The sequence below is a fragment of the Nocardia sp. NPDC006044 genome (assembly GCF_042871115.1).
Taxonomy (GTDB): domain Bacteria; phylum Actinomycetota; class Actinomycetes; order Mycobacteriales; family Mycobacteriaceae; genus Nocardia.
Genome location: NZ_JBIAID010000005.1, coordinates 440,603 through 466,206 on the forward strand (window position 1 = coordinate 440,603; position 25,604 = coordinate 466,206).

At 67.0% G+C, this 25,604-nt stretch carries 25 protein-coding genes; 16 read left to right on the top strand and 9 right to left on the bottom strand.

What is annotated here, in order from left to right; translation table 11 throughout:
• The first annotated feature begins 262 nt into the window (after positions 1–262).
• On the top strand, positions 263–1,480 hold the full coding sequence (locus ACFYO1_RS38145; protein ID WP_357386468.1) for an NADP-dependent isocitrate dehydrogenase: 1,218 nt from the start codon (positions 263–265) through the stop codon (positions 1,478–1,480).
• A gap of 68 nt (positions 1,481–1,548) precedes the next feature.
• On the opposite strand, the gene ACFYO1_RS38150 is transcribed toward ACFYO1_RS38145, so the two are convergent.
• Positions 1,549–2,616 carry an NAD(P)-dependent oxidoreductase gene (locus ACFYO1_RS38150; protein ID WP_387242583.1) on the bottom strand — a complete coding sequence of 356 codons (1,068 nt, stop codon included), beginning with the start codon at positions 2,614–2,616 and terminating at the stop codon, positions 1,549–1,551.
• On the opposite strand from ACFYO1_RS38150, the gene ACFYO1_RS38155 reads away from it, so the two are divergent.
• The 3 genes from ACFYO1_RS38155 (at position 2,536) to ACFYO1_RS38165 (ending at position 5,732) form a co-directional block, all read left to right on the top strand.
• Positions 2,536–3,558, top strand: a complete 1,023-nt coding sequence (locus ACFYO1_RS38155) for a GlxA family transcriptional regulator (RefSeq protein ID WP_387242586.1) — start codon at positions 2,536–2,538, stop codon at positions 3,556–3,558. The genes ACFYO1_RS38150 and ACFYO1_RS38155 overlap by 81 nt on opposite strands.
• Before the next feature lie 313 nt (positions 3,559–3,871).
• On the top strand, positions 3,872–5,038 hold the full coding sequence (locus tag ACFYO1_RS38160; protein ID WP_387243170.1) for an MFS transporter: 1,167 nt from the start codon (positions 3,872–3,874) through the stop codon (positions 5,036–5,038).
• A 49-nt stretch (positions 5,039–5,087) separates the two neighbouring features.
• Positions 5,088–5,732: a TetR/AcrR family transcriptional regulator gene (locus ACFYO1_RS38165; RefSeq protein WP_387242589.1), complete on the top strand. Its 645-nt coding sequence runs from the start codon at positions 5,088–5,090 to the stop codon at positions 5,730–5,732.
• Between the two features lie 51 nt (positions 5,733–5,783).
• Here ACFYO1_RS38165 and ACFYO1_RS38170 read toward each other — a convergent pair whose 3' ends face one another.
• The gene (locus tag ACFYO1_RS38170; RefSeq protein ID WP_387242592.1) at positions 5,784–7,436 is read right to left on the bottom strand and encodes a purine-cytosine permease family protein; all 1,653 of its coding nucleotides are present in this window, start codon (positions 7,434–7,436) and stop codon (positions 5,784–5,786) included.
• 377 nt (positions 7,437–7,813) lie between these two features.
• Between ACFYO1_RS38170 and ACFYO1_RS38175 the strand changes: the two genes are divergently transcribed.
• The 6 genes from ACFYO1_RS38175 to ACFYO1_RS38200 all read left to right on the top strand — a co-directional run bounded on the left by ACFYO1_RS38175 (position 7,814) and on the right by ACFYO1_RS38200 (position 13,660).
• Positions 7,814–9,019, top strand: coding sequence for a lipid-transfer protein (locus ACFYO1_RS38175; RefSeq protein WP_387242594.1), 1,206 nt, complete (start codon positions 7,814–7,816; stop codon positions 9,017–9,019).
• Between the two features lie 50 nt (positions 9,020–9,069).
• Positions 9,070–9,507: an SRPBCC family protein gene (locus tag ACFYO1_RS38180; RefSeq protein ID WP_150404245.1), complete on the top strand. Its 438-nt coding sequence runs from the start codon at positions 9,070–9,072 to the stop codon at positions 9,505–9,507.
• 37 nt (positions 9,508–9,544) lie between these two features.
• A complete protein-coding gene (locus ACFYO1_RS38185) occupies positions 9,545–10,423 on the top strand; it encodes a MaoC/PaaZ C-terminal domain-containing protein (RefSeq protein WP_387242596.1) in 879 nt (292 codons plus the stop codon).
• An 87-nt stretch (positions 10,424–10,510) separates the two neighbouring features.
• Positions 10,511–11,389 carry an SDR family oxidoreductase gene (locus ACFYO1_RS38190; protein ID WP_387242599.1) on the top strand — a complete coding sequence of 293 codons (879 nt, stop codon included), beginning with the start codon at positions 10,511–10,513 and terminating at the stop codon, positions 11,387–11,389.
• 28 nt (positions 11,390–11,417) lie between these two features.
• Positions 11,418–12,680 carry an acyl-CoA dehydrogenase family protein gene (locus ACFYO1_RS38195; RefSeq protein ID WP_387242602.1) on the top strand — a complete coding sequence of 421 codons (1,263 nt, stop codon included), beginning with the start codon at positions 11,418–11,420 and terminating at the stop codon, positions 12,678–12,680.
• Positions 12,681–12,802: 122 nt separating this feature from the next.
• Entirely contained in the window at positions 12,803–13,660 is an 858-nt protein-coding gene (locus ACFYO1_RS38200; RefSeq protein ID WP_387242604.1) for an alpha/beta fold hydrolase, read from the top strand.
• A 587-nt stretch (positions 13,661–14,247) separates the two neighbouring features.
• Here the strand turns inward: ACFYO1_RS38200 and ACFYO1_RS38205 are convergent.
• Positions 14,248–15,321: a hypothetical protein gene (locus ACFYO1_RS38205; RefSeq protein ID WP_387242607.1), complete on the bottom strand. Its 1,074-nt coding sequence runs from the start codon at positions 15,319–15,321 to the stop codon at positions 14,248–14,250.
• Positions 15,322–15,409: 88 nt separating this feature from the next.
• Positions 15,410–16,318, bottom strand: a complete 909-nt coding sequence (locus tag ACFYO1_RS38210) for an alpha/beta fold hydrolase (protein ID WP_387242610.1) — start codon at positions 16,316–16,318, stop codon at positions 15,410–15,412.
• Between the two features lie 122 nt (positions 16,319–16,440).
• Between ACFYO1_RS38210 and ACFYO1_RS38215 the strand changes: the two genes are divergently transcribed.
• The 3 genes from ACFYO1_RS38215 to ACFYO1_RS38225 are packed head-to-tail and all read left to right on the top strand — an operon-like array spanning position 16,441 to position 18,118.
• A complete protein-coding gene (locus ACFYO1_RS38215; protein ID WP_387243174.1) occupies positions 16,441–17,160 on the top strand; it encodes an exodeoxyribonuclease III in 720 nt (239 codons plus the stop codon).
• Positions 17,157–17,642: a ribonuclease domain-containing protein gene (locus tag ACFYO1_RS38220; RefSeq protein ID WP_387242613.1), complete on the top strand. Its 486-nt coding sequence runs from the start codon at positions 17,157–17,159 to the stop codon at positions 17,640–17,642. Before ACFYO1_RS38215 ends, ACFYO1_RS38220 begins: the two co-directional genes overlap by 4 nt.
• Positions 17,642–18,118 (top strand): barstar family protein, encoded by a 477-nt coding sequence (locus ACFYO1_RS38225; RefSeq protein ID WP_387242616.1) that lies wholly within the window; start codon positions 17,642–17,644, stop codon positions 18,116–18,118. Before ACFYO1_RS38220 ends, ACFYO1_RS38225 begins: the two co-directional genes overlap by 1 nt.
• A 6-nt stretch (positions 18,119–18,124) precedes the next feature.
• On the opposite strand, the gene ACFYO1_RS38230 is transcribed toward ACFYO1_RS38225, so the two are convergent.
• Positions 18,125–18,769 carry a TetR/AcrR family transcriptional regulator gene (locus ACFYO1_RS38230; RefSeq protein WP_387242619.1) on the bottom strand — a complete coding sequence of 215 codons (645 nt, stop codon included), beginning with the start codon at positions 18,767–18,769 and terminating at the stop codon, positions 18,125–18,127.
• Positions 18,770–18,959: 190 nt separating this feature from the next.
• Between ACFYO1_RS38230 and ACFYO1_RS38235 the strand changes: the two genes are divergently transcribed.
• The 3 genes from ACFYO1_RS38235 to yhjD are packed head-to-tail and all read left to right on the top strand — an operon-like array spanning position 18,960 to position 22,065.
• Positions 18,960–19,916 carry an oxygenase MpaB family protein gene (locus ACFYO1_RS38235; protein ID WP_387242622.1) on the top strand — a complete coding sequence of 319 codons (957 nt, stop codon included), beginning with the start codon at positions 18,960–18,962 and terminating at the stop codon, positions 19,914–19,916.
• A 48-nt stretch (positions 19,917–19,964) separates the two neighbouring features.
• The gene (trpS, locus tag ACFYO1_RS38240) at positions 19,965–20,996 is read left to right on the top strand and encodes a tryptophan--tRNA ligase (RefSeq protein WP_387242624.1); all 1,032 of its coding nucleotides are present in this window, start codon (positions 19,965–19,967) and stop codon (positions 20,994–20,996) included.
• Between the two features lie 40 nt (positions 20,997–21,036).
• On the top strand, positions 21,037–22,065 hold the full coding sequence (gene yhjD, locus ACFYO1_RS38245; protein WP_387243177.1) for an inner membrane protein YhjD: 1,029 nt from the start codon (positions 21,037–21,039) through the stop codon (positions 22,063–22,065).
• 101 nt (positions 22,066–22,166) lie between these two features.
• Here the strand turns inward: yhjD and ACFYO1_RS38250 are convergent, their stop codons facing one another.
• The 4 genes from ACFYO1_RS38250 to ACFYO1_RS38265 are packed head-to-tail and all read right to left on the bottom strand — an operon-like array spanning position 22,167 to position 25,538.
• The gene (locus tag ACFYO1_RS38250) at positions 22,167–23,297 is read right to left on the bottom strand and encodes an RDD family protein (RefSeq protein WP_387242627.1); all 1,131 of its coding nucleotides are present in this window, start codon (positions 23,295–23,297) and stop codon (positions 22,167–22,169) included.
• Positions 23,298–23,308: 11 nt separating this feature from the next.
• On the bottom strand, positions 23,309–23,950 hold the full coding sequence (locus tag ACFYO1_RS38255; protein ID WP_387242629.1) for a hypothetical protein: 642 nt from the start codon (positions 23,948–23,950) through the stop codon (positions 23,309–23,311).
• Positions 23,951–23,952: 2 nt separating this feature from the next.
• Complete coding sequence (locus ACFYO1_RS38260) at positions 23,953–25,215, bottom strand: hypothetical protein (protein ID WP_387242632.1); 1,263 nt, start codon at positions 25,213–25,215, stop codon at positions 23,953–23,955.
• Positions 25,212–25,538: a hypothetical protein gene (locus ACFYO1_RS38265; protein WP_387242635.1), complete on the bottom strand. Its 327-nt coding sequence runs from the start codon at positions 25,536–25,538 to the stop codon at positions 25,212–25,214. The genes ACFYO1_RS38260 and ACFYO1_RS38265 overlap by 4 nt, the downstream gene beginning before the upstream one ends.
• Positions 25,539–25,604 lie beyond the last annotated feature (66 nt).

Sequence of the window (25,604 nt, forward strand, 5' to 3'; positions counted from 1 at the left end):
ATGCGCGGACCGAGGTCGTCGGGTGGGACGGGCGACGAATTGCGGAATGACCTACCAGTCAGTAAGTTCGTGGGGTTTCTCACTCGGGGGGCTGCCCGCACACCACGATCATCGGCAGCAGTACGCTTGTCTTGTTTGCACCACACGTCTCGCGGACAACGCGGGGCATATACGTTGTCTGTTGGAACAGCTGGGGTCCGCTCACAAGCGTGTTCACCTGGCCGTGCAATGAGGGCACCATCCTAGGAGGACACGAAGATCCATGTCCAAAATCAAGGTTGAAGGTACCGTCGTCGAACTCGACGGCGACGAGATGACCCGGATCATCTGGCAGTTCATCAAGGACAAACTGATCCACCCGTACCTCGATGTGAATCTCGAGTACTACGACCTGGGCATCGAATACCGGGACAAGACGGACGACCAGGTCACCGTCGACGCGGCCGAGGCGATCAAGCGCCACGGTGTCGGTGTCAAGTGCGCCACCATCACCCCGGACGAGGCGCGCGTCGAGGAATTCGGCCTGAAGAAGATGTGGCGGTCGCCCAACGGCACCATCCGCAACATCCTCGGCGGCACCATTTTCCGTGCGCCGATCATTATCTCCAACGTTCCGCGCCTGGTGCCCGGCTGGACCAAGCCGATCATCATCGGCCGTCACGCCTTCGGCGACCAGTACCGCGCCACCGACTTCAAGGTGTATCAGGCCGGCTCGGTCACCATCACCTTCACGCCGGAGGACGGCAGCGAGCCGATCCAGCACGAGGTCGTGAAGATGCCGGAAGACGGCGGCGTCGTCATGGGCATGTACAACTTCAAGGCTTCGATCATCGATTTCGCGCGGGCCTCGTTCAACTACGGCCTGCAGCAGAACTACCCGGTGTATCTGTCCACGAAGAACACCATCCTCAAGGCCTACGACGGCATGTTCAAGGACACCTTCCAGGAGGTGTTCGATGCCGAGTTCAAGACCCAGTTCGACGCGGCGGGCCTGACCTACGAGCACCGCCTGATCGACGACATGGTCGCCTCCTCCATGAAGTGGGAGGGCGGCTACGTCTGGGCCTGTAAGAACTACGACGGTGACGTGCAGTCCGACACCGTGGCGCAGGGCTTCGGCTCGCTCGGCCTGATGACGTCGGTGCTGCTGACCCCGGACGGCAAGACCTGTGAGGCGGAGGCCGCGCACGGCACCGTCACCCGGCACTACCGCCAGCATCAGCAGGGCAAGCCGACCTCCACCAACCCGATCGCGTCGATCTTCGCCTGGACGCGCGGGCTCGAGCACCGCGGCAAGCTGGACAACACCCCCGAGGTCATCGGCTTCGCCCAGACCCTCGAGGATGTCGTCATCAAGACCGTCGAGGGCGGTCAGATGACCAAGGACCTCGCGTCGCTCGTCGGCGGCGATCAGGGCTACCTGAGCACCGAGGAATTCCTCGGCGCGCTCGACGCCAACCTGGCCCGCGCTTTGCGCTGAGCTCCGGCTGGAATGAACAACGGGCACCCGCACCACATGGTGGTACGGGTGCCCGGACTGTTTTCCGGTCAGGCCGGGACCGGATCGTCGCGGAGCACCGACACGGCGCGGGTGAAGTTGTCCGCGCCGAGGCCGCGGGCCACGCCGGTCTCGAGCAGTCGCTGCATCGGGTCGAGCAGGTCGGTGGGCACGCCTTGCTCGCGACTCACGCCGCGGATCGTCTCCAGCACCGCGCCCATCTCCGCGATGCTCGCGAAGGTCGGCGCGAACTCGCCCGCGTCGAGTTCGGCGGCCAGGGTGGGCAGGACGTCGAGCAGCGCCCGCAGCCACGGCGCCAGGAACTCGGTGGTGAGCCGGTGCGCGGTGGTCGGTTCGCCGCCGAGCATCGCCGTCGCCTGGAAGAAGCCGCCGAACATGCCGTACATGCCCGCGAGCACCGCCATGTCGTGCAGCGCCGCCAGTCCGGCGTCGGCGCCGAGGTAGGTCGCGGCACCCAATTCCGCGATCGTCGCGCGGTGCTCGTCGGCCGCCTCCGCCGATCCGCTGTACGGAATCAGCGCGCCGGGTGTGCCCAGGGTCGCGGGCATGCCGAGGATCGCGCCGTCCAGGAATCGCCCGCCGCGCGCGGCCATCCAGGCCCCGAGTGCGCGGGCGTCGCCGGGGCGACCGGTCGAGACGTTCAGCACCGTGCGTCCGGCCACCGCGTCGGGGACCGTTTCGAGCAGCGCCGCCACGCCCGCGGTGTCGATGTGCGAGAGGACGATCAGTTCGCCGGCCGCGAGTGCGGCGGTGAGGGATTCGGCGCGTTCGGCGCCGAGCTCGTCCAGGTGCGCTGCCCGCCCCGGCGTCCGATTCCACACCGTCGTCGGGTAGCCGGCGCGCAGGTAGCGCTCGGCGATCGCCGAACCCATCCGCCCGAGCCCGAGCACCGTCACCCGCGCGGTTGTGTGGTCGCTGGTCATGCGTTCCTCCGTAGATCCGTGAGTTCGTCGGGTGGGTGCCCGGTGCTCAGTTTTCGCCGGCCGGGCGGCCCGCACGAGTGGCAGGACCGACGCATGACGAACGGTTCCCGCCATATCCTGGCGGGCATGACCGGCCATACCGTCGCCATCGCCGTCACACCCGGTGTGCTGCATCCCTGGGACCTCTACGAACTCGGCGTGATCGGCGCGATCTTCGGCACGCCCCAGCCCGACCTCGCCGATCCCTGGTACGACCTGCGGATCTGTTCGGTACTGCCGGAGGCGGGTGAATCCGTCATCGGGCACGGCGCGTTCCTGCGCGCCGAGCACGGGGCGGCCGAATTGGTCTCGGCCGATACCGTTTTCGTGCCGTCGATCGCCTACGACTGCGCCACCGAGGATCGCCCGGTGCCGCCGGAACTGCTCGACGCCCTGGTCGAGGCGCATCGGCGCGGCGCGCGGATGGTCGCGCTGTGCAACGGCGCCTTCGTCCTGGGCGCGGCGGGTCTCCTGAACGGCCGCCGGGTCACCGCGCACTGGGAGCACGCGGCGGTGCTGGCCCGCCGCTTCCCCGCCGCCGAGGTGGACGAGTCCGCGCTCTACGTCGACGACGGTGACATCCTCACCAGCTCCGGAATGACCGCCGCGCTGGATCTTTCGCTGCACCTGGTCCGCCGCGACTTCGGCGCCGCCGTGGCGAACCGGCTGGCCAGGCGGCTGGTGGCGCCGCCGAACCGGGCCGGCGGCCAAGCGCAGTTCGTCGACCTGTCCGTCTCGGCACGGGCCGAAGCCGACCTCGGCCCCGCGCTGGAATGGGCCATCGCGCACCTCGACGAGCCGCTCACCGTCGAACTGCTCGCCGCGCGCGCCACCATGAGTCCGCGCACCTTCCACCGGCGGCTACGGCAGTCGATCGGTTCGACGCCGAAGCAGTGGCTGCTGACCCAGCGCCTGGCCCGCGCGCAATCCTTGCTCGAGTCCACCGATTTCGGCATCGATCGGATCAGCCGGATGTGCGGCCTCGGCACCGCAGCCAACCTGCGCAGGCACTTCGCCGCGGTCGTCGGGGTCACGCCGGTCGAATACCGGCGCACCTTCGAACAACGCCCGGCGTGAATTTCGCGCAGCGGTAAGCGAATCCGGGGCAGGGATGACGCTGCCCACATCCGGTCGACGACGTGTCCGAGCCGGCGAGCGGTACGCCATTGTTTCCGAATGGAATTTGCCAGGTCGAGCGGCCAGGGTGTCCCTAATGCGCGGTTTTACATTCTGACCTGCACGTTTTCTTTACGGCATGGTGTTTCAACTCACGTTTACTCGGGAAGCGAAACCACTCGTAGAAGCGTTTCATGGATACGTGACCACACCCCTCGCCACCCAGGCCCCCGCACGTCCCGAGGCCGCGCGGACGACGTGGCATGTGCCTGCCATGCTCGCGCTGGCGCTCGGCGGGTTCGGTATCGGCACAACAGAATTCGTCACCATGGGTTTGCTGCCGGACATCGCGCGCGCCATGAAGGTGTCCGAGCCGACCGCGGGGCACGCGGTGTCGGCGTACGCGCTCGGCGTGGTGATCGGCGCGCCGGTCATCGCCGCCGTGTTCGCCCGGGCCTCCAGGAAGAAGTTGCTCATCGCCTTGATGGCCGCGTTCACCCTGGGCAACGTGGCGACCGTGCTCGCCCCGACCTTCCACACCCTGGTGCTCGCCCGGTTCGTCTCCGGTCTGCCGCACGGCGCCTACTTCGGCGTGGCCTCGCTGGCCGCCGCCACCCTCGCCCCGGTGGGGCAGCGCGCCAAAGCGGTTGCCGCGGTTATGCTCGGATTGAGCGCCGCCAATGTTGTCGGCGTTCCCGCAGCCACCTGGCTCGGCCAGCATCTCGGCTGGCGCGACGCCTACGTGGTGGTCGCGGTGATCGGGCTGGCGACGGTGGCCGCGCTGATCCGCTTCGTGCCGGAGCTCACCGGCATCACCATGACCAACCCGGTGACCGAACTCGGTGCCCTGCGCCGTCCCCAGGTGCTGCTGACCCTGCTGGTCGGCGCGATCGGCTTCGGCGGCATGTTCGCCGTCTACACCTACATCACCACCACCCTCACCGGCGTGGCCGGCATGTCCGCCGGACTGGTGCCGATCGTGCTGATGCTGTTCGGCGTCGGCATGGTGGTCGGCAACATCGTCGGTGGCGTGCTCGCCGACCGCGGCGTGGATCGCGCGATCTACGCCTCGATGATCGGCATGGCCGTCATCCTCGCGGTCTTCGTTGCCGCGGCGCACAATCCGTACACCGCCGCGATCGGCGCGTTCCTGGTCGGCGCGACCGGCGCTTCGCTGGCGCCCGGATTGCAGACCCGGCTGATGGACGTGGCGCACGAGGCGCAGACCCTTGCCGCCGCGCTCAACCACGCCGCACTGAACATCGCCAACGCCGGCGGCGCGTGGCTCGGCGGTGTGGTGATCGCCGCCGGTCTCGGCTACACCGCACCCGCCGTGGTCGGCGCCGGCCTCGCCGTGGTCGGCGTGCTGCTGTTCGCGATCACGGTCGCCGTGGCCCGGCGCGACGCCCGCCTCGTCGCGGCGGCGGCGCTGGTCGCCTGACCCGCGCTTCGGCAACATACAGGGCTGTATGTAAGTGTAGAATCGCCGGATGGCCAGGATCGAAGTCGCGAAACCGCAGCGCCGCACCCAGGAACAGCGCAGCACCGAGATGCGCACCCGATTGCTCGACGCGACCGTCGACTGCCTGGTCGAATACGGCTACGCGGGTACCACCACGCCGCGGGTCGCCGAACGCGCCGGCGTCACCCGGGGTGCCCAGGTGCACCACTTCGGTTCCAAGACCGATCTGGTCGTGGCCGCGATCAGCCACCTGGCTCAGCTGCGCGCCGAGACCGCGATGCGGGAGATGGCCAGGGTAGAGCGCGGCGACGATCCGGTGGCCGCCGCCCTGGAGTTCCTCTGGGAGCTGCACCAGGGTCCGCTGTTCATCGCGACCGCCGAGCTGTGGGTGGCAGGCCGCACCGACCCGGTGCTGGCCGCCGCGATGGAGAAGGTCGAGCCGTTCGTCAACAACGCCGTCCTGATGGCCGTCGCTCGCTTCGTCCCGGACGAGATCCGCCGCAAAGAGGCCCGCGACTTCATCTACACCGCGATGGACGCTTTGCGCGGCATCCTCATCTCCAACTTCGTCGACCCGGACGACGAACGCGCCCGACGTCGGTGGCGTCGCGCCACCGCCCACCTGCGCAATATCGCCGAGGCGGCCCTGGCCGACGTCCGCGCTACCGACTGACCGAGCGGGGCACGGCGGAGGCGTTGACCCCGGTCGTGCCCCGCACGCGGGTCAGTGCTGCCGGGGGAGAAGGTGGTCGCCAGCCTTGTCGGTGGAGAGGGCGAGCGAGCTGATGTACTGGATCTCGCCTTCCGGGCCGGGGACCGCCGAGGCGATCATGTCCGGGCGTTCGAATTCCAGGCCGGTGACGTGGCAGGTCAGCGTCTCGCCGGACGGGTTGCCGTGCTCGTCGAACATCGGCAGGTCGATGCCGTCGTCGGTGCGGCGCAGATAGTACTTGCCCTTGGTGGCGATCGCGGTGAGCGGAGTGGCGACGAACGCGACCACCAGCGCGACGATCGGCGAGTACGGCTTCAGCAGCTCACCGAAGACCCCGAAGAACGTCATGATCGACAGCGCCGCCGAGAGCCCGAATCCGACCAGCCCCACCGGATTGAAGTCGTAGAGCATGCCGCGGCGGAACTCCGGCTGCTTCGGCGAGATCTTCAGCAGATACTTGTTGACCGCGATATCCGTTGCGACGGTGACGATCCAGGCGATGCCGCAGTTGGCGTAGAAGCCGAGGATGTTGTTGAGGAAGTCGAACATGTTGGCTTCCATCAGGATCAGCGCGATCGCCAGGTTCACCGCGAGGAAGATCAGCCGGCCCGGGTAGGACTTGGTCACCCGGGTGTAGGAGTTGGTCCAGGCCAGCGACCCCGAATACGCGTTGGTGACATTGATCTTGATCTGGCTGATCACCACCAGCACCACGGCCAGCGTCATGGCCAGCCAGCCCGGCACCATGTCCCGGTAGATCTCCAGGAACTGATGCACCGGCTGATTCGCGATGCCCTGCGCGGCAGGCAGATTCGCGATCAGATAGACCGCGAGGAACAGTCCGACCACCTGCTTGAGCGCGCCGAACACCACCCAGCCCGGACCGGCGAGCAGCATCCAGCCCCACCACTTGCGCGCGTTCTCCGGCGTGCGCGGCGGCATGAAGCGCAGGTAGTCGATCTGCTCGGCGATCTGCGCGATCAGCGAAAGGCACACGCCCGCGGCCAGCAGCGTGCCGGAAACACTGACCCCGGAACCGTTCTCGCCGCCGTAGGCGAAGAACGACGACGCCGAATCCGGATGCCGGACCAGCAGGAACCCGAACGGCAGCACCATCAGCAGCAGCCACAGCGGAGTGGTCCAGACCTGCAACTTGGCCAGCGTATTCATGCCGTAGATGACCAAGGGGAAGATGAGCAACGTCGAGGCCAGGTATCCGAGCCAAAGCGGTACGCCCAGGCCGAGTTCCAGCCCCTGGGCCATGATCGACCCCTCCAGCGCGAAGAAGATGAAGGTGAACGAGGCGAAAACCACATTCGTGAGCACCGAGCCGAAATAACCGAATCCGCTACCGCGCGTGATCAAGTCGAGATCGAGGTTGTAGCGCGCCGCGTAATAGGCGAGCGGAAATCCGGTGACCATGATGACGATCGCGAAGAAACCGATGCCGAGCAGCGCGTTCCCGGTGCCGTGCGCGATGCCGATATTCGCGCCGATGGCGAAGTCGGCCAGGTAGGCGATGCCGCCGAGGGCGGAGATGCCGACGACGGCCGGGCTCCATTTGCGGTAGCTCCGTGGCGCGAAGCGCAGCGTGTAGTCCTCGAGTGTTTCCTTCGCTGCGGCGATCCCGTCTGAATTCGACGACCGGGTATCGAGCTCGACCACGTTTACTCCTCAGCCCCGCATAGACAACTGCAACCATTCGACGGTCGTACACGGTTGTGGACGGTGAATTTCCGGACGATTACGCGGCTGTTACGGGATCGGGGGCGGTGAGGCACGTCACAGCGATGCCGTCGGCGTCGGATCGCGGCCCGGGGAACCGCTGCGTACCAGCCTGAGCTGGCAATACATACACCTTCACCTGTATGTCGCCGGATGGGTCAATCACCTCGCTATTCGGTGGGTGCAACCAGCGGTAACGCCGAAAACCTTGCGCACTTACATACATCTCTGTATGTTTGTTTTCAGCTGGATCCGGACGGATCGGTTCACCGCTGCCCGCCTGCGGGCGGCACAGGCACAACCCTGAGGGGAGTTCGATGGCGAACAAGGTCTACGTCGTCGGCGTCGGCATGACGAAGTTCGAGAAGCCGGGCCGCCGCAAGAACGAAGACGGCACCGATTGGGACTACCCGGACATGGCGCGCGAGTCCGGCACCAAGGCGCTCGCCGACGCCGGTATCGCCTACGACCTGGTCGAGCAGGCCTACGTCGGTTACGTCTACGGCGAATCCACCTCCGGTCAGCGCGCGGTCTACGAGCTCGGCATGACCGGCATCCCGGTGGTCAACGTCAACAACAACTGCTCCACCGGCTCGACCGCGCTCTACCTTGCGGCACAGGCGATTCGGGGCGGGCTGGCCGAGTGCACGCTGGCCTTGGGCTTCGAGAAGATGCAGCCGGGCTCGCTCGGCTCCACCTGGGACGACCGCGAACAGCCGATGGCCAGGCACATCATGGCGCTCGCCGAGATCTCCGAGGTGCTGTTCCCGGTGGCGCCGTGGATGTTCGGCGCGGCCGGCCGTGAGCACATGAAGCAGTACGGCACCACCGCCGAACACTTCGCCAAGATCGGCTACAAGAACCACAAGCACTCGGTGAACAACCCGTATTCGCAGTTCCAGGACGAGTATTCGATGGACGACATCCTCGGCGCGCGGATGATCTACGACCCGCTCACCAAGTTGCAGTGCTCGCCGACCTCCGATGGTTCCGGCGCGGTGATCCTGGCCAGCGAGGCGTTCGTGGACAAGCACGACCTGGCCGGGCAGGCGGTGGAGATCGTCGGACAGGCGATGACCACCGACTACAAGTCCACCTTCGACGAGACCGCCAAGAACCTGGTCGGCTACGACATGACCGTGCAGGCCGCGCGGAAGGTCTACGAGCAGGCCGGTCTCGGTGCCGAGGATTTCCAGGTCATCGAGCTGCACGACTGCTTCTCGGCCAACGAACTGCTGACCTATGAGGCGCTCGGCCTCTGCGGTCCGGGCGAAGCCGGAAAGCTGATCGACGAGAACCTGACCACCTACGGCGGCAAGTGGGTGGTGAACCCGTCCGGAGGCCTCATCTCGAAGGGGCATCCGCTCGGCGCGACGGGTTTGGCGCAGTGCTCCGAACTCACCTGGCAGCTGCGCGGCACCGCGGACAAGCGCCAGGTCGACGACGTCACCGCCTGCCTGCAGCACAACATCGGCCTCGGCGGCGCCGCGGTCGTGACCGCCTACCGGCGCGCCGACCGATAACGCACTGACCGCCCAACCCGCACAACGAATTTCGACGAGGAGTCAGCTCAATGGGACACATCGAAGCCACCAAGGACGTCAACGCCACCCCCGAGGCGCTCTGGACGGTCGTCTCCGACCCGAACACCTGGGAGAAGTGGTTCACCATCCACGAGCGCTTCATGGAGGAGCCGCCCGCCGTGCTGACCGAGGGCGCCAAGCTGGTGGCCAAGATCGTCATGCTCGGCATGGCGAACAAGCTGGAGTGGACCGTGGTCTCGGTCGAGCAGCCGACCAAGCTCACCCTCGGCGGCACCGGAATGGCCGGGGTGAAGACCGAATTCACCTTCGACATCCAGCCCAAGGGCGACGGCGGCAGCACCATCCTGGTCTCCGGTGACTTCGAGGGTGCGCTGATCAAGGGCGCGCTCGGCAAGGCGGTCGAGAAGGACGGCCTCAAGCAGCTGGACAAGTCGCTCGAGCAGCTCGACGCGCTGGCTTCGGCATGAGCGCCGGGCCCGGTGCGCGTGCCGGGGAGGACGCGGCATGAGTTCGGAGTCGACCACCGCCCGGCTCGTCGAGTTCGACGACGCCGGACTCGAAACCTGGTGTGACGACGAGCGTTTCGAGGTGACCGGCGAGCGGATCGGCGAATACGCCGCGGCCACCAACGATCCGATCGAGGCGCACCTCGCGGGCAAGGTCGCGTCACCGGTCTTCGCCATCGTCCCCGTCTTCGAGGCGATGATGATGCCGGTGATCGAGGTCGCGCCGATGGACATCTTCGGCCGGGTCGTGCACGGCGAGCAGGACTTCCACTTCCACCGGGCCATCCAGCCCGGCGACCGGCTGGTCTCGCGCGCCAAGGCGACCGGTTACACCAGCAGGCCCAACGGCACGGCCATCACCATCCTCATCGAATGCCGCACCGAGGCCGGGGAATTGGTCAACGAGCAGTACCTGACCGCCTTCTTCCGCAATATCGACGCCGGCAAGACGGTCGGCGCCACGGCGCCGGCGCACAAGTTCGACGAGAACCTGCGCGCGCAGCCGCCGGCGGCGGTCGTCCCGCAGCACGTGGACGACGACCAAACCTTCAGGTACTCACCGGCTTCCGGCGATCCGGTGCCGCTGCACCTGGACGAGCAGGTGGCCAAGGACGCCGGGCTGCCCGGCATCATCGCGCACGGGCTGTGCACCATGGCGTTCGCGTCCTGGGCGGTGCTCACCGAGGTCGGCGGGTCGGATGTCAACCGGCTGAAGCGGTTTGCCGTGCGCTTCGCCAAGATGGTCTTCCCCGGCGACGATCTGGAGACCCGCATCTGGAAGGTCGGCTCCGCCGACGGCGTCACCACCTACGCCTTCGAGACCGTGCGCGGCGAGGACGTGGTCCTCAGCGACGGGCTCGCCGAGATCGCCGATTGACCGCTCGCCGGGACGGTTCCGCCGTCCCGGCGAATGTCGTTGTCCGATCGAAATATTCAGCACAGACATCAGGAAGAGGAGACATCGATGGGTGCACTCGAAGGTCGAGTAGCCATCATCACCGGCGCCGGTCGCGGTATCGGTCGCGAGCACGCCCTGCTGTTCGCCCGCGAGGGCGCGGCCGTGGTCGTGAACGACCTCGGCGGCAGCAACGAGGGCGAGGGCACCGACACCACGCCCGCCCAGGAGGTGGCGAACGAGATCGTCGCCGCCGGTGGCACCGCCGTCGCCAACACCGCCAACATCGCCACCTGGGACGGCGCGAAGAACGTGGTCGACCAGGCGATCTCCGAACTCGGTGGCCTCGACATCGTGGTCAACAACGCGGGCATCCTGCGCGACGCGTTCATCGCAGGCATGGACGAGGCGCAGTGGGACGCGGTGATCGCCGTGCACCTCAAGGGCCACGCCGCCGTGCTGCACCACGCCGCCGCCTACTGGAAAGACCAGAGCAAGGCGGGCAATCAGCCGAACGCCGCGGTGATCAACACCGCGTCCGCCTCCGGCACCACCGTGCCGAACGCGGGCCAGGCCAACTACGGCGCGGCCAAGGCGGGGATCGCCGCGCTCACCCTGGTCGCCGCCGACGAACTCGCGCGCTACGGCGTGCGGGTCAACGCCATCGCTCCGATCGCGCGCACCCGGCTCACCCTGGCCACGCCCGGCATGGGCGCCATGATGGCGGCCGAGGCCGACGAGGTCGAAGACGGCGGATTCGACGCCTTCAGCCCCGCCAACATCTCGCCGCTGGTGGCCTACCTCGCCTCGGACAAGTGCCCGATCACCGGCAAGGTGTTCGCGGTGCAGGGCGGGGCCATCTCCGAGCTGGCCGGTTGGCACGATGTGAAGACGATCGAGACCGAGGGACCGTGGCTGATCGACGACATCTCCGCTCGGCTGCCCTGAGCTCGCCGCAACGTTAAGGAGAACAACGATGTTCGAATGGTCCGAGACCGATGTCTTGATCCGCGATGCCGTGCGGACGTTCATCGACAAGGAGATCCGGCCCAACCTGGACGCACTCGACAGCGGCGAGCTGTCGCCGTATCCGATCATCCGGAAGCTGTTCAGCGAGTTCGGGATCGACGCCATGGGCGGCGAGGCGGTGGAGAAACTGCTCTCGAAGCAGCGCGCCAAAGAAGAGGCTATCGCCGCCGGTGAGCCGCTGCCGGAGAAGAAGAAGGAAAAGTCGTCCGGCGGTAGCCCGTTCGCCGGGCAGGAATCGCTGATGGCGGTGCTGATCGGCGAACTGTCCGGTGTCTGCATGGGTTTGGTCACCGCGATGGGCGTCAGCATCGGTCTCGGCGCGACCACCATCATGTCCCGCGGCACGCTGGCGCAGAAGGAGCGCTGGCTGGCCGACATCGTGACCATGAAAAAGGTTGCGGCGTGGGCGATCACCGAGCCCGACTCCGGTTCCGACGCGTTCGGCGGCATGAAGACCTACGTCCGCCGCGACGGCGACGACTACCTGCTCAACGGCCAGAAGACGTTCATCACCAATGGCCCGTTCGCCGACGTGATGATCGTCTACGCCAAGGTCGACGAGGGCGACGGCGGCGACAAGCGCGAGCGCAAGGTGCTCACCTTCGTCCTGGACAAGGGGATGGAGGGACTCACCCAGGGCAAGCCGTTCAAGAAGATGGGCCTGCACGCCTCGCCCACCGGTGAGCTGTTCTTCGACAACGTCCGGCTCGGCAAGGACCGCCTGCTCGGCGAGACCGAGGAGCACAGGGGCGGCGACGGCCGGGAGAGCGCGCGGTCCAGCTTCACCGCCGAGCGCGTCGGCGTGGCCTTCATGGCGCTGGGCATCATCAACGAATGTCACCGGCTCTGCCTGGATTACGCGAAGAGCCGCAAGCTCTGGGGCCAGGAGATCGGCCGCTTCCAGCTCGTCCAGCTCAAGCTGGCCAAGATGGAGATCGCCCGGATCAACGTGCAGAACATGGTGTTCAACACGCTGGAGCGCGGTCGCGCGGGTAAGCCGCCGACGCTCGCCGAGGCGTCGGCGATGAAGCTCTACGCGTCCGAGGCGGCCACCGAGGTCGCCATGGAGGCGGTGCAGCTGTTCGGCGGCAACGGGTACATGACCGAGTACCGGGTGGAACAGCTCGCGCGCGACGCCAAGTCGCTGATGATCTACGCGGGCAGCAACGAGATCCAGGTGACGCACATCGCCAAGGGCCTGCTGGCCTGACGGTTCTACCGATCCCGGGTGCGCTATCACGGCGTGCGCGCCCGGGATCGCCTGTCGCGCAACCGAAACGCCGTTGGTCTGCGCACCGTGCTGGTGCGTGCTCATCGAGGAGCAACCGGCCGATGATCACCGTAACCATCGCCTGCTACGGCGGCGTCGACACTCGCGTCCTCTCCGTCGCCGGGTCCGGTACTCCGATCCTGCTGTTGCACGGTTACGCCGACAGTGCGGACACCTGGCGCGGTGTACTCACTGCGCTGGAGGCCGCGGGCCGTGCGGCCTTCGCCGTCGACCTTCCGGGGTTCGGCCTGGCGGACCCGCGCCGGCCCGGCCCGATGACCCCGCAGTTCGACAGCTTCGTCGACGCGATCATCGCCGAGCGCGGTCCACTGACTCTCGTCGGCAATTCGCTCGGTGCCGCCACCGCGCTGCATGCCGCCGCCCGGCATCCGGGTGGCGAGGTCACCGCGGTGGTCTCCCTCGATGAGCCGCTGCTGGCCCGCCATTGGCTGGCCCGCGTCGGTCGCTTGCGCGAGTACCGGATGTTCTTCCGTCTGGTCGGCCTCCTGCCTGTTCCGGCCGCGCTCGTACGCTGGAGTGTGCGCCGCGCGGTAGCCCTCTTCGTCTACGGGCCCGGCGTCGTCGCCGATCCCGAATTCCTCACCACGGCAATACGTTCGGTGCCCGACATGGCCGCGGTGGCCGCCCGCGGCCAGGACGCGGCCCGCTACGCCCGCGAACACCCGTCCGGCCACGTCGACCTCGTCGTCACCTGCCCGGTCCTCGTCGTGCACGGCACCGAGGACCGCATCATCCCGATCTCCGCCGCCCGTGCCCTGCACGCCATGCTCCCCGGCAGCGAGTTCGTCGCACTGCCCGGTGTCGGCCACTGCCCGCAATTGGACGTCCCCGACGAGGTCTGCCGACTGGTTCTCGGCTTTCCTCGAACCGGCCGCAAGCAGTCAGAAGCAGCGTCCTGAGCGGCGGTCACATATTCGGCGGCAATCGAATTCGTGGCCCGAGCTGCGGTTCCATACTTATAGCGTCGCCTCGCCTAGCGCTGGAACGTCAACCAGCGCGGTAACATTCGCCCCCACGGTTGCACATCCGTGCTATTGCCCTGCCATCCGGCGGTGGTTGGAATGCCGCGCCTCCACTTCCACGTCATTCGGCGCATCCGCACATCCGCGCATCCGCGGATGCCTCGGTCACTCCCCGGCTGATCCACCGGCCGCCCGTGACCACAGCGACCTTGCCCGTAAGGTCGTCCAACAGCCCTCCACTCTGTGCCTCGCGGAGGACCGGCCCACTGAGTGAGAGCCCAATGCTCGCGATACATCGCCCGCAGCCGATGTATCGCGAGTGTCGCCCGGACTGAGATGAAACGGGAACAGGAAGTGCCCGCGTCTCGAGCACTGGCCAGCCTTCACCTTCGAGCGCTGGTTAGTCCTGGCCGTCGAGTGTTGGGTAGTCCTGATCGTTGAGTGTTGGGTAGTCCTGGCCGTCGAGTGTTGGGTAGTCCCGATCGTCGAGTGTTGGCTAGCTAGTCCCGACCATCAAGCGTTGGCTAGTCCTCATCCTCGAGCGCAGGTCGCCCCTTCTTCAGCAGATCGACCACCACATCCAAGGTCTGCGAGTTCTGCCGGACAACCACCGTCAACTCGCCCATCTGTTCTTCCAGCCTGGACACCCGAGCCGGCAGCTCCACAAGCTGATCCACGTGGTCCGTCAGATAGTCCACCCGACCCGTCAGATGATCCACCCGTCCGGTCAGCCGATTCACGACCCCGGTCAGATCGTCCATATGTCCGGTGAGATCGTCCACGTGCCCGGTGAGATCGTTCAGATGCCCGGTCAGATCGTTCACGTGCCTGGTGAGGATGTCCACGTGCCCCGCGAGCCCATCCACTCGCTCCGGCAGCGGCGCGAGCAGCTCGACTTGCTCGGTCTGGTAATTCACCTGCCCCGCAAGCTCATCCACTCGTGCTGGTAGCGGTGCCAGGTGACTCATTTGCTCGGCGAGTTCATCGACTCGTGCTGGCAGTGGTGCGAGACAGCTCATTTGTTCGGCCAGCTCGCTCACTTGTGGCTCCATGCGGCCCATTTGCTCTGCGAGCGCGTCGACTCGGGCCGGTAGCGGTGCGAGACAGTTCATTTGCTCTGTGAGCGCGTCGACTCGGGCCGGTAGCGGTGCGAGACAGTTCATTTGCTCTGTGAGCGCGTCGACTCGGGCCGGCAGCGGTGCCAGATAGCTCACTTGCTCTACCAGCTCGTCCACTTGTGGTCCCATGCGGCCCATTTGCTCTGCGAGCGCGTCGACTCGGGCCGGTAGCGGTGCGAGACAGCTCACCTGCTCCGCCAATTCGCCTACCTGCGGCACCAACTGGCCGACTTGCGTAGCCACTTCTCCGAGTAGCGATTCCACGCGATCCAGACGATCCCCGTGTTGGCGGTGGGCCGCGAGGAGCACGCCGAATTGTCGCCCGGAGGTACGGCACAACCGCCGGAGTCGTAGCTCGGTGTCGCGGACCACGCTGTCGGTTTCCTTGGCCTCGCGGCGCATGGTGCTGTTCAGTTCGTACAGGCCGTTGACGTCGCCGCGGAGTTGATGCACCACGCGGTCGGTTTGTGTGCTCCCCATGCCTCGAAACAGTAGGCCCGGGCGGGCGCCGGATCGACTCCTTTCCGCGATCTGGGGATAACTTCCTGACCTGTGGAAATCCGGTGTCTCACACCGCGCGAAGCCGGTTGCGGCTGGCGTATACGTGCTCGGCGATGAGGGTCGCGATGCGGTCCGGCGCCTCGAGCATCGGGACGTGCCCGACGCCGTGCACGACGATGCGGTCGGCGGACTCGGGGAGCTCCTTCAGATAGCGGCGGGCGTACACGCGATTGGGGATGACCCGGTCGTATTCGGACAGCAGCAGCCGGACCGGCGTCCGGAGCGTGGACAGGTCCTCCTGCTCGGGCCCGCGCAGGCTGCTGACGAGGAACGGCAGCATGGACGGGCAGTGCAGCGCGGCCATGATGGCGGCCGCGGTGTCGCGCCGGGATACCGCGGCGGCGTTCTTGCTCAGCCACAGCAGGGCGAACCGCTGCGCGATCGGGTTGTTGACCGCGAAACCGCCCAGCCGCTTACCGATTTCGACGAACGGCACCAGCGAGAGGAACTTCAGATTGATCCGCAGCTGGGTGAGCGACGGCGCGTGCCAGCCACCGGCCGGGGCGACGAGGGTCAGCGTGCGGGCCCGGCCGCGCCGCGCGAGTTCGACCCCGACCCAGCCGCCGAGCGAGTTGCCCGCGATGTGGCAGGTGCGCCAGCCGAGTTCGTCGAGTTGATCCTCGATGCGGTCGGCCAGGGTGTGCACGTCGACCGACCAGCCGTCCGCGCGCTCGCCACCCCAGTGCCCGGCGAAGGCCGGCGCGTACACCTCGCACTGGCTGGCCAGCCGCGTCGCGGTCTGCTCCCAGCTGTGCGGCGACATCATGAAGCCGTGCAGCAGGAGCAGCGGGTCCCCGGAACCCAGGTGCAATGCCTTGACAGCCTTGGGGAGCTCCGGTTTGGCCTTGGTGGGGACCGGCGTCCGTACGGTGCTTGTGGCGCTGGCGGACTTGGCGGTGTCAGACGGCATCGTCATCACCCTTTCCTGGACGGCGGTGTCCGAGGGAATTCATCTGACCAGCATTGTACGGTCGTGCGGTGGCCTACATCATTTCGACTGTGAACGTAAATGGCGTCCGCGCGGCCGCGGGCAAAGGCATGCTGGCCTGGCTCGCCGCGACGGAGGCCGACATCGTCTGTGTCCAAGAGACAAGGGCCACCGACGAGCAGACCAGAGCGGCGCTGGCGCCCGCGCTGGCCGAGGGCTGGTGGCTGGCGCAGGCCGAGCCGGAGTCCAAGGGCCGGGCCGGCGTCGCGATCCTGTCCCGGCGGGAACCGGACGCGGTTCGAATCGGCTTCGGTAGCAGCGAGTTCGGTGCGTCCGGCCGCTACCTGGAGGCCGACTTCGGTGACGTCACGGTCGCCAGCGTGTACGTGCACTCCGGCGAGGAAGGCACCCCGCGTCAGGACGAAAAGTACCGCTACATGGCCGAACTCGGCGCCTACCTGACCGCCCGCACCGGCGATTTCGTGGTCAGCGGCGACTGGAACATCGCCCACACCGAGCTCGACCTGAAGAACTGGAAGGGCAACCTGAAGTCGGCCGGATTCCTCCCCGAGGAGCGCGCCTGGATCGACGAACTGCTCGCCGCGGGCTACGTCGACGTGGTGCGTCAACTGCATCCGGCGGTCCCCGGTCCGTACAGCTGGTGGTCCTACCGCGGCCGCGCCTTCGACAACGACACCGGCTGGCGCATCGACTATCAGCTCGCCCGCGGCGATCTCGCGGCGCGCGCCAAGCAGGCCGTGGTGGAACGCGCCGCCGCCTACGACCAGCGCTGGTCGGACCACGCGCCGGTCACGGTGCAGTACCGATGAACCTGTCGCCGAAGGCAATTCGCACGCTCGCCGGACTGGGGGCGGTGGTGGTCGCCCTGGTGGTGGTCGCGGTGCTCGGACTGCGTGGCGGCGGCAGCGACACCGTCGCGACCAGTACCACCGCGCGCGCCACCAGCAGCGCGGCGGTCCCCGGCGCGCCCAGGGCATCGGAGCCGGCCGCGCCGGCCAGCCGCGCACCGGGCGTGCCTGCCAAGGCCTACGACACCCTGCGCGAGATCGACGCGGGCCGCTGGCCCGATTCGGCGAACGCCCCCGGCACCAAGGGCGGCGACCGCTGGATGAATCGCGCGGGCACGCTGGCCGCCAAAGACGGTGCGGGCAAACCGATCACCTACCAGGAATGGGACGTGAATCCCAAGCAGCGTGGCCGATCCAGAGACGCCGAGCGCATCGTCACCGGCAGCGACGGGTCGGCCTGGTACACCGGGGACCACTACGAGACCTTCACGAGGATGCGCTGATGTCCAAGGTAATTCCGTTGTCGCAGTTCCTTGCTCGACCGGTCGAGACCGAATCGCGCAGCGCGGCGCCCGCGCTCGGTGCGGCTGTCGTCGACGCGGCCGAGCTGAGCGGCGTGCGCTACCGCGTGCCGTCCGGTTACCTGGTGCGCGAACTGCGTGGCACCAAGATGCGTACGGTCGGGCGGTTGTTCGACGAGACCGCCTCGGCACTGCAGTTCCCGTACTACTTCGGCGAGAACAAGGACGCCTTCGACGAATGCCTGCGTGACCTGGACGATTTCGTCGGCGAGGCAACGGGATATGTTGTCGTTGTACGAGATTCGGTTCATCTGCTGGCCGAGGAGCCGACCGAACGGGACTGGTTCGCCGAGGCGATGCGGGACTGCGCCGACTACTGGTCGCGCAGGGGAGTGCCGTTCCGCGTTGTCCTGCAAGGGGAATCGCCCGGGTTGCACGACGTCACGCTGGAACTCTGACCCGGTTCACGCCAAGCGGCGCGCCAAATCCTCACCGAGCAAGACGAACACGTCGGTGGTGTGCTCGATCAGCTCGTCGCGGGTGAGCGGCAGTTCGCCCTGTAACCACGCGGTCAGTGTTTGCACCAGCCCGCCGACCAGATAGTTGGCCCGGAAGTCGATCGCCGGATCGGAGTCCGGGGCATCGATCCCGTAGAAATCGACCCCCTCGGCCGCGACCATCCGCGCGAACACCCGCACCGTTTCCGTTGTGCGAGCCCGCAATTCCGGCGTCGCCATACCGGCGACCAGCGTGACCTTGGCCTTGCGCGGGTCGTCCGTGAGCAGGTGGATACCCGCGGTGATCGCGGCCCGTGCCGTTGCGCGCGAGTCCTTCGGCGCGGTACCCACCGCCGCCACGATCGCGACCGCCAGCTCCTCGGCGATGGTGTCGACGAGCGCGGTCAACACGGCATCGCGACTGTCGAAGCTCTCGTAGTAGTACCGCTCGTTGAGTCCCGCCTGGGCGCACAGCCCGGAGACCGTCAGCTTGGCCAACCCCTGCGTGCCGATGATCTCGAGCGCCGCCTCGAGCAACGCCGCCCGCCGCTGCGCCCGCCGCTCCTCCGCGGTAATCCCTCCATACGTCCGCTGCGCAGGCCCGCCCGCCACCCGACCGCCACCCCTCACGGAATCGCTTCGCGATGCAGGCCCGCCCGTCGCCCGGCCGCCACCCCTCACGGAATCGCTTCGCGATGCAGTCACGATTTGATTCTGTCACGCCTAATTCTGGCAGAGAGTATTGCCAGAATGCCGAATCTGGCGGATGCTATTGCCAGATGCTCTCGATGAGGAGGCAGCAATGTCCGAGCCCGGCTATTTCAGCGATCACTCGATGGCCCGGCGGGTGATGAGCAAGCGGGCCGTCGGCCTGACCTACGGCCAGCGTGCCCTGGTTGTCGGCGCGGTCCACCCGCTGCTCTACGTCGGTACCGCGGAGAACACTCAGCACCGGATGACGCCGTACACCCGGCTCTCGCTCACCGGCCATCTCTTCGAAGCCGTTTTCCTCGGCAGCAAGGCGGAGGCGGATCGCGCGCTCGCCTTCACCACGAACAAGCACGCCAAGGTGCGCGGCGCGTTGCCCGAGGACGCCGGGCCGCACCACCCGGCAGGCACCGGCTACTCCGCGCTCGACCCGCACCTGATGTACATGACGATGGCGTTCACCTTCGACTCCGCCGAGGTGATGTACGACCTGCTGGTCCGCACCCTGACCGACGGCGAGCGCGAGGGCCTGTACCAGGACTATGTGCGCTGGGCCGAACTGTTCGGCATGCCCCCGGACGCCGCGCCGGGCAGCTATCCGGAGTTCCGCGCGTCCTTCGACGCCTACCTCGCCTCCGACGAACTGTTCCTCACCGACGAGGCCCGGCTGGTCGGTTCCTACCTGGCCGGGCAGCGCGTGCCGTACCCGCAGCGGATGCCGATGCAGCAGGTCACCTCCGCGTTCTTCCTGCTGGTGCAGGGCAGTCTGCCGCCGCGGATCCGGCAGATGTACGACATGCGCTGGGGACTGGCCGACCAGGTCGCCTACCGGGCGCTCGCGCAGGCCGTGCGTACCGCGCATGTGGCTCCGCCGCTGCTGCCGCCGGTATTGCGCAGCACTCTGCTCGGCCCGAGCGCACCGGTCTACAAGCTCGTCTCGCGGCGCGAGCATCAGCTGGTCACCAAGGGGCGGCCGAGTATGCCGGGGGTCGACCCGCGCAACTGGGTGGAGCGAAATCCACCTGAGCAGCATCGCGCAGCGACTCGTTGAGGGGCGGTGGTCGGGCGACGGGTGGGCGGGGCATGGAAAGATCGGGGTATGTCCGTTCCTGTAGAAGCCCCGGCCGCTGAGCGTAAGCAGCGCGTCCTTTCCGGGATCCAGCCCACCGGTACCTCGTTCCACCTCGGCAACTACCTTGGGGCGCTGCAGTACTGGGTGACCATGCAGGACGACTACGACGCGCTCTACTTCATCCCGAACCTGCACGCGATCACCGTGCCGCAGGACCCGAAGGCGCTGAAGGCGCAGACCAAGGCCGCCGCCGCGCAGCTGCTCGCGCTCGGCATCGACCCGAAGAAGTCGACGCTGTTCGTGCAGAGCCAGGTGCCCGAACACGCCGAGCTGGCCTGGGTGCTCAGCTGCATCACCGGCTTCGGCGAGGCCAGCCGGATGACCCAGTTCAAGGACAAGTCGGTCAAGCAGGGCTCGGACAACGCGTCGGTCGGGTTGTTCACCTACCCGGTGCTGATGGCCTCGGACATCCTGCTCTACCGCCCGCATCAGGTGCCGGTCGGCGAGGACCAGCGCCAGCATCTGGAGCTGACCCGAAATCTCGCGCAGCGCTTCAACACCCGGTTCAAGAAGACCTTCGTGGTGCCCGAGGCGCACATCGAGAAGGGCACCGCCAAGATCTACGACCTGCAGGATCCGACCTCGAAGATGAGCAAGTCGGCGTCCAGCGACGCGGGCCTGATCAACCTGCTCGACGATCCCAAGATCACCGCCAAGCGGGTCCGGTCCGCGGTGACCGACACCGAGCGGGAGATCCGCTACGACCCGGAGCAGAAGCCGGGGGTGAGCAACCTGCTGGTGATCCTGAGCTCGCTGTCCGGCAGCCCGATCGTCACGCTGGAAAAGGATTACGCGGGTAAGGGCTACGGCGACCTGAAATCCGATGTGGCCGACGCGCTGGTCGAATTTGTCACGCCTTTGCAGGCAAAGGTGCGAGAGTACTTGTCGGATCAGGGCGAACTCGACCGTATCCTCGCCGCCGGTGCCGAGCGTGCGCGAGAGATCGCCGGCAACACCCTCGCACAGGTATACGACCGAGTGGGCCTACTGGCCCGCTGACGGGACGGCACCTGTGAGATCTCTCCTGAAGGGGCGAACGGTGCAGGTGATCGACAACATCAAGGCCGGGATCGAACGACGGATCCAGGCGCTGCCATGGCTGGACCATCTGGTGCGGGCCGGCGGGCGGTATCAGCGCCAGCGCGGCGACTACTACGCGGCCGGCATCACGTATTTCACCGTGCTGTCGCTGTTTCCGCTGCTCATGGTCGCCTTCGCGATCGCGGGTTTCGTGCTGTCCAGCAATCCGGACCTGCTCGGCGAGGTGCAGACCAAGATCGTCGACAACATTCCCGGCTCGCTCGGTGAGCAGCTGAACGAGCTGATCGACAAGGCGATCGAGTCGCGCGGCACCGTCGGCGTCATCGGCCTGCTGGCCGGGATCTGGTCCGGGCTCGGCTGGATGGCCAACCTGCGGGCGGCGCTGACCGAGCAGTGGGAGCAGAAGAGCGAGGAACAGAACTGGTTCATCGCCAAGCTGTCCGATCTGGGCGCGCTGCTCGGCCTCGGCCTGGCCTTCGTTGTCTCCCTCGGGCTTTCCGCGCTGGCGTCGAGCACCCTCGGCGCCCGGCTGCTGATCAGCCTGGGCTTGTCGCACCTGCCCGGCGCCCGATTGCTGCTCGCGCTGGTGTCGATCCTGCTCGGCTTCCTCGCCTCCTGGGCGGTCTTCGCCTGGATCATCGCCCGGCTGCCCCGGGAACCGGTCACCCTGGCCAGCGCGGCCAAGGCCGCCGCACTGGCCGCCGTGGTCTTCGAGGTGTTCAAGTTCGTCGCCTCGATCTATCTGCAGAAGGTGCTGAGCAGTCCGGCGGGCGCCGCCTTCGGTTCGATCATCGGCCTGATGGTCTTCAGCTACGTCACCTACCGGATCGTCCTGTTCGCCACCGCGTGGGCCGCCACCGCGTCCGACAACGAGCCCGAAGCCGAAATCCCCGCCCCGCCCGCCGCCATCATCGCCCCGCGCACGTCAGCCCGCGAACTCTCCGTCGGCGCGGGAGCCACCTTCTTCGGCGCAGGAGCCCTTGCGGCCCTTGCGCTTTCGACCCTGCGCCGACCGCGTGGCCGGTGATTGCGAGCTCTCTTCCGGCGCGGGCAGCCGCCGAACCGATCCTCGATCGTGTCGCCAGTGACGCACTGTTGTCCTCTCCGACATAGGAATACGCGCGCAGTTCATGTCGAACTGCCGCACACCACATCTCGCCGTCGCACGGCAGGCAGGAAGTAATCGTCGACCTGTTCGGGGCCGGCGCCACCCCAGATGCCGAGCGGCAGATACACATGGAACAACCACACCGCCAGCAGCCGGCCGAAGGACGGGTACTTGCCATCCTGGGGGCGAACGACCACCAAGCCGAACAGCGCCTTGCCGATCGTTGTATGGAATATCGACTGGATGACGATCCGGTCGAAGGCCGAGGCGGCTAGGAAAAAGCCGATCGCGACAACGGGATTCACCCCGAGCTGCGACCAGTCGTGCCGGGCGGCCGCATCCATGGAGAACTCCGGACTCACGGCAACCGCGGCACCGACACCACACCCCACATGAATGACCCAATCGAGGAGGAAGGCGAGGGTGCGCCGCAGCATACGCGGCGACGGATACCTGGAATCACCTTTCCTGCCGAAGGGTTTCGCTGCTTCCGGCGCCTCGCCGACCAGCTTCATCGCGGGATGGCTACCTTCCCTGGTCAGCTCGTACTCCGGTCGCGACGGTGCGGCTCGATCGCGTCGGCTGCCTGACGAATCATCGGTCCGGAAGGTGAACCGCGGGACCGGCCGGGAGCGAGAGCGATACGCGTAGCGCAGATCGCCGCCACCCGGCGCGGAAATCACGCCGTACTTGGCCGGATAGCCGGCGAACCAGATCTCAGAAGTACTGTGGTTCACCAGCTTTCCCACATCTTTCGGCCAGGTACTCAGCAACAGCGCGGAAACCGGATCGCCATTCGGTCCGATGAGCTCGACCCATTCGGCCCTACCGGTAGCGATATAGCGGATCGGCCACACCGCCCACGGATTACGCCGCAGCGCCTTCCGCCGCCGATGCTGGATCCACACGAATACCCCGCCGAAGACGGTGCCGATCACGAAGACCAGCCCGGCCAGCTCGGCGCCCAATACGCCGAACTTCTTCGCGGCACCGTGGACTGCTGGTTGGTCGAACCTGTCGAGCAGCATCACCGCCAGCGGCCCACAAGCTAGAGATACCAGCAGCAGCGGCCAGCGAATGACGAAATTCTTGCGCAGTGCCGCCCGGGTCGCCGGATTCTTCATGGCGGGAGTGGCGGGCGCCGTGACCATTACCGACTCCATCAGAGGTCCAAACTTGATGTCCGGGAAGCGGATTCGTGGAACTTGATCGAGGCCGCGAGGCCGAGCACCATCGCCCGATATTCGGGGCCGTGTTCCAGCGCGGCCGTCGAGAACTCGATCACGGCGAGGGACGCGCCGTTGTCCGACGGGACGACCGCCTCGATCTGAAAGACCGAAGCGCTGCCCTCGGTCGCTCGGACGCTCGACAACCGCGCTGCGGTGTAGGTCCGCCGGTCCTCGGTGAACACCATCGGGCGGCCCGCGACATCGACAATCTCTACCGAGCCCGATCCGCCCGAAGCCACTTTGTCCCTGGTGATCTCACCGACGACCAGGCGAGGATTGCGCTCATCGCCGAAGCCGACGACAGATACCGTCAGCCACGAGACGACCGGCTCGCCGTTCTCGGCCGAATGCTTTCCCATCCCGCAGTACACGGCATTCTTGGCGGCCAGCACTTCGAGAAAGAACCCTGCCGTGCCGATCACGGAGGGTACGTCCGCCTTCAGCGCGTCGGGTACGGTCGCGCGCACGAGCGAGGTAGCCCGCTCGAGTATTCGATGAGTGTCGCGGAGCGGCATCTCGAAATATCCAGGAGGAATAGTGGCGGAGACCGCAGGCGCCGAGCTCGTGGACGTCATGGTCAGTCGGTAACCTGCTCGAGGCCCCACGTGCTCAGGCCGGTGATGGATTTCTTGGCGCTGTTGAATACCTTCAGCGCGACGCCGGGGTCGGGGACATGATTGTGCTCACCCACGACATTCATGTGCTGAAGCAGCCTGTGTGTTCCGTTGGTCAGGCCGGATTTGTCCAACAGGTTCGTGATTCCCTCGTTCCGAACCAGTCTCTCGTTGAGAAAGCCTGGGCTGTGCGCGGATTCCGCCCAGGTGCGGGCCATGCTTTCGAATCGGCCGATATCGCCGATCCCATCACCCAGCGCTGCAACCTTTCCCACCTTGCTCAGTGCGGCGACGCCGGGAATCACGCCGAGTGTGTCGGTCGCGAGCGTCTCTGCCGCGTGCAGCTTTTCGGTGAGGCTGCCGTGCAGGAGATCATCGCGCATCTCGGAATCGGTCAGGTCGAGCCCGAGCGCTCCGGCACCCGCCGCGAGCGATACGGCGAGCATGATCGCATCGACCGGCGGGGGCGTGATGATCGCGAGGAGACCGGTGATCGCCGCGGTATTCGCCAGGAATTCGTGGAGGCCTTTGCGGTGCTCGTCGATCCACTCTCCGACACCCTTCACCGCGTCGGCGATCCGGTCCCAGATACTCCTGTCCGGCGGGCTCGGCGCGAAATCCTTCGCGGCGGCGTCCAGCTCAGTGGCGGCGCGCCGGGCTGTGTGGTCGTGCTGGGTTTCCAGGTCGCGGGCGCGCTGGAGTATGGAGTCGATCTTGCCTTGCCAGTTGTCGACGGCGGTGCTTGCCGAACGGACCTGGGCGGTGGCGGCGTCGAGGCGGGATTGCGCGGCCTGCAGTTCGCCCTGGTCGGTGAACATCACGTTCGCGAGGGCGAGGTCCGGGTTGGACTTGGCGGTGTGCAGGGTCGCGACGGCCTTGGTGTGCTGCCCTTTGGCGTCGGCGGCCTCGGCTTCGAGTCCCTTGGCGGTGTCCTGGTAGCCGACTAGATCGGTGTGCCATTGGTCGAGCACGCTGACCGCGCGTTCGAGGGACTTCTGGGCGTAGCCGAGATCCTGGCCCAGGGTGGCGTCGAAGCCGGCGCGAAAGGCGTCGCCCGCGTCGCCTTTCCATACATTGTCGTTGCTGTTGCGCAGGCGGGTGAGCAGGTCGTTGGTTTCCCGGACCGCGTCGGCGGAGGTGTTGATCTGCCCGCGCAGCCCGGCGACGTCGGCGGGAGCGCCGGGGACCGGGTTGAAACCCAGGTTGGGGTACGGATTGTCGCTCATGCCTCGGCCTGCGTCTTGCCGTCGATGGCACCGGCGACCTGGTCGAGTGCGGTGGCGATGGCGGTGTCGACGTCCTGGTAGGCGTCATGGCATTTGCCCACGCCTGCTGCGGTGGCCTTGGCGGACTCACCGATCCGCTCGATGCCGAAGCGCCATCGGCGCTGGAAACTCTCGGCCGCGTCGTTGAGCGCCTGCGTGCCGATATCGCCGTGACCGCCTGCGGCCATCGCCGCCATCGCGTCGTTGAGCACCTGCTCGGCACCCTGCAGGGACTGCACCGTTTTGCCGAGGACCTCGATGTCCACGCCGAGAATTCCAGCCAAGTCGACACACCCCTTCGCCCACAGCGACCGCATCCGGCCGACGGAAAATCGTCTACACAACCCATA

Excerpts from the sequence above, each read along its gene's own strand:
- ACFYO1_RS38145 (WP_357386468.1), top strand. The coding sequence starts at position 263 with ATGTCCAAAATCAAGGTTGAAGGTACCGTCGTCGAACTCGACGGCGAC.
- ACFYO1_RS38155 (WP_387242586.1), top strand. The coding sequence starts at position 2,536 with ATGACGAACGGTTCCCGCCATATCCTGGCGGGCATGACCGGCCATACC.
- ACFYO1_RS38150 (WP_387242583.1), bottom strand. The coding sequence starts at position 2,616 with ATGCAGCACACCGGGTGTGACGGCGATGGCGACGGTATGGCCGGTCAT.
- ACFYO1_RS38160 (WP_387243170.1), top strand. The coding sequence starts at position 3,872 with ATGCTCGCGCTGGCGCTCGGCGGGTTCGGTATCGGCACAACAGAATTC.
- ACFYO1_RS38165 (WP_387242589.1), top strand. The coding sequence starts at position 5,088 with ATGGCCAGGATCGAAGTCGCGAAACCGCAGCGCCGCACCCAGGAACAG.
- ACFYO1_RS38175 (WP_387242594.1), top strand. The coding sequence starts at position 7,814 with ATGGCGAACAAGGTCTACGTCGTCGGCGTCGGCATGACGAAGTTCGAG.
- ACFYO1_RS38180 (WP_150404245.1), top strand. The coding sequence starts at position 9,070 with ATGGGACACATCGAAGCCACCAAGGACGTCAACGCCACCCCCGAGGCG.
- ACFYO1_RS38185 (WP_387242596.1), top strand. The coding sequence starts at position 9,545 with ATGAGTTCGGAGTCGACCACCGCCCGGCTCGTCGAGTTCGACGACGCC.
- ACFYO1_RS38190 (WP_387242599.1), top strand. The coding sequence starts at position 10,511 with ATGGGTGCACTCGAAGGTCGAGTAGCCATCATCACCGGCGCCGGTCGC.
- ACFYO1_RS38195 (WP_387242602.1), top strand. The coding sequence starts at position 11,418 with ATGTTCGAATGGTCCGAGACCGATGTCTTGATCCGCGATGCCGTGCGG.
- ACFYO1_RS38200 (WP_387242604.1), top strand. The coding sequence starts at position 12,803 with ATGATCACCGTAACCATCGCCTGCTACGGCGGCGTCGACACTCGCGTC.
- ACFYO1_RS38205 (WP_387242607.1), bottom strand. The coding sequence starts at position 15,321 with ATGGGGAGCACACAAACCGACCGCGTGGTGCATCAACTCCGCGGCGAC.
- ACFYO1_RS38210 (WP_387242610.1), bottom strand. The coding sequence starts at position 16,318 with ATGACGATGCCGTCTGACACCGCCAAGTCCGCCAGCGCCACAAGCACC.
- ACFYO1_RS38215 (WP_387243174.1), top strand. The coding sequence starts at position 16,441 with ATGCTGGCCTGGCTCGCCGCGACGGAGGCCGACATCGTCTGTGTCCAA.
- ACFYO1_RS38220 (WP_387242613.1), top strand. The coding sequence starts at position 17,157 with ATGAACCTGTCGCCGAAGGCAATTCGCACGCTCGCCGGACTGGGGGCG.
- ACFYO1_RS38225 (WP_387242616.1), top strand. The coding sequence starts at position 17,642 with ATGTCCAAGGTAATTCCGTTGTCGCAGTTCCTTGCTCGACCGGTCGAG.
- ACFYO1_RS38235 (WP_387242622.1), top strand. The coding sequence starts at position 18,960 with ATGTCCGAGCCCGGCTATTTCAGCGATCACTCGATGGCCCGGCGGGTG.
- trpS (WP_387242624.1), top strand. The coding sequence starts at position 19,965 with ATGTCCGTTCCTGTAGAAGCCCCGGCCGCTGAGCGTAAGCAGCGCGTC.
- ACFYO1_RS38250 (WP_387242627.1), bottom strand. The coding sequence starts at position 23,297 with ATGGTCACGGCGCCCGCCACTCCCGCCATGAAGAATCCGGCGACCCGG.
- ACFYO1_RS38255 (WP_387242629.1), bottom strand. The coding sequence starts at position 23,950 with ATGACGTCCACGAGCTCGGCGCCTGCGGTCTCCGCCACTATTCCTCCT.
- ACFYO1_RS38260 (WP_387242632.1), bottom strand. The coding sequence starts at position 25,215 with ATGAGCGACAATCCGTACCCCAACCTGGGTTTCAACCCGGTCCCCGGC.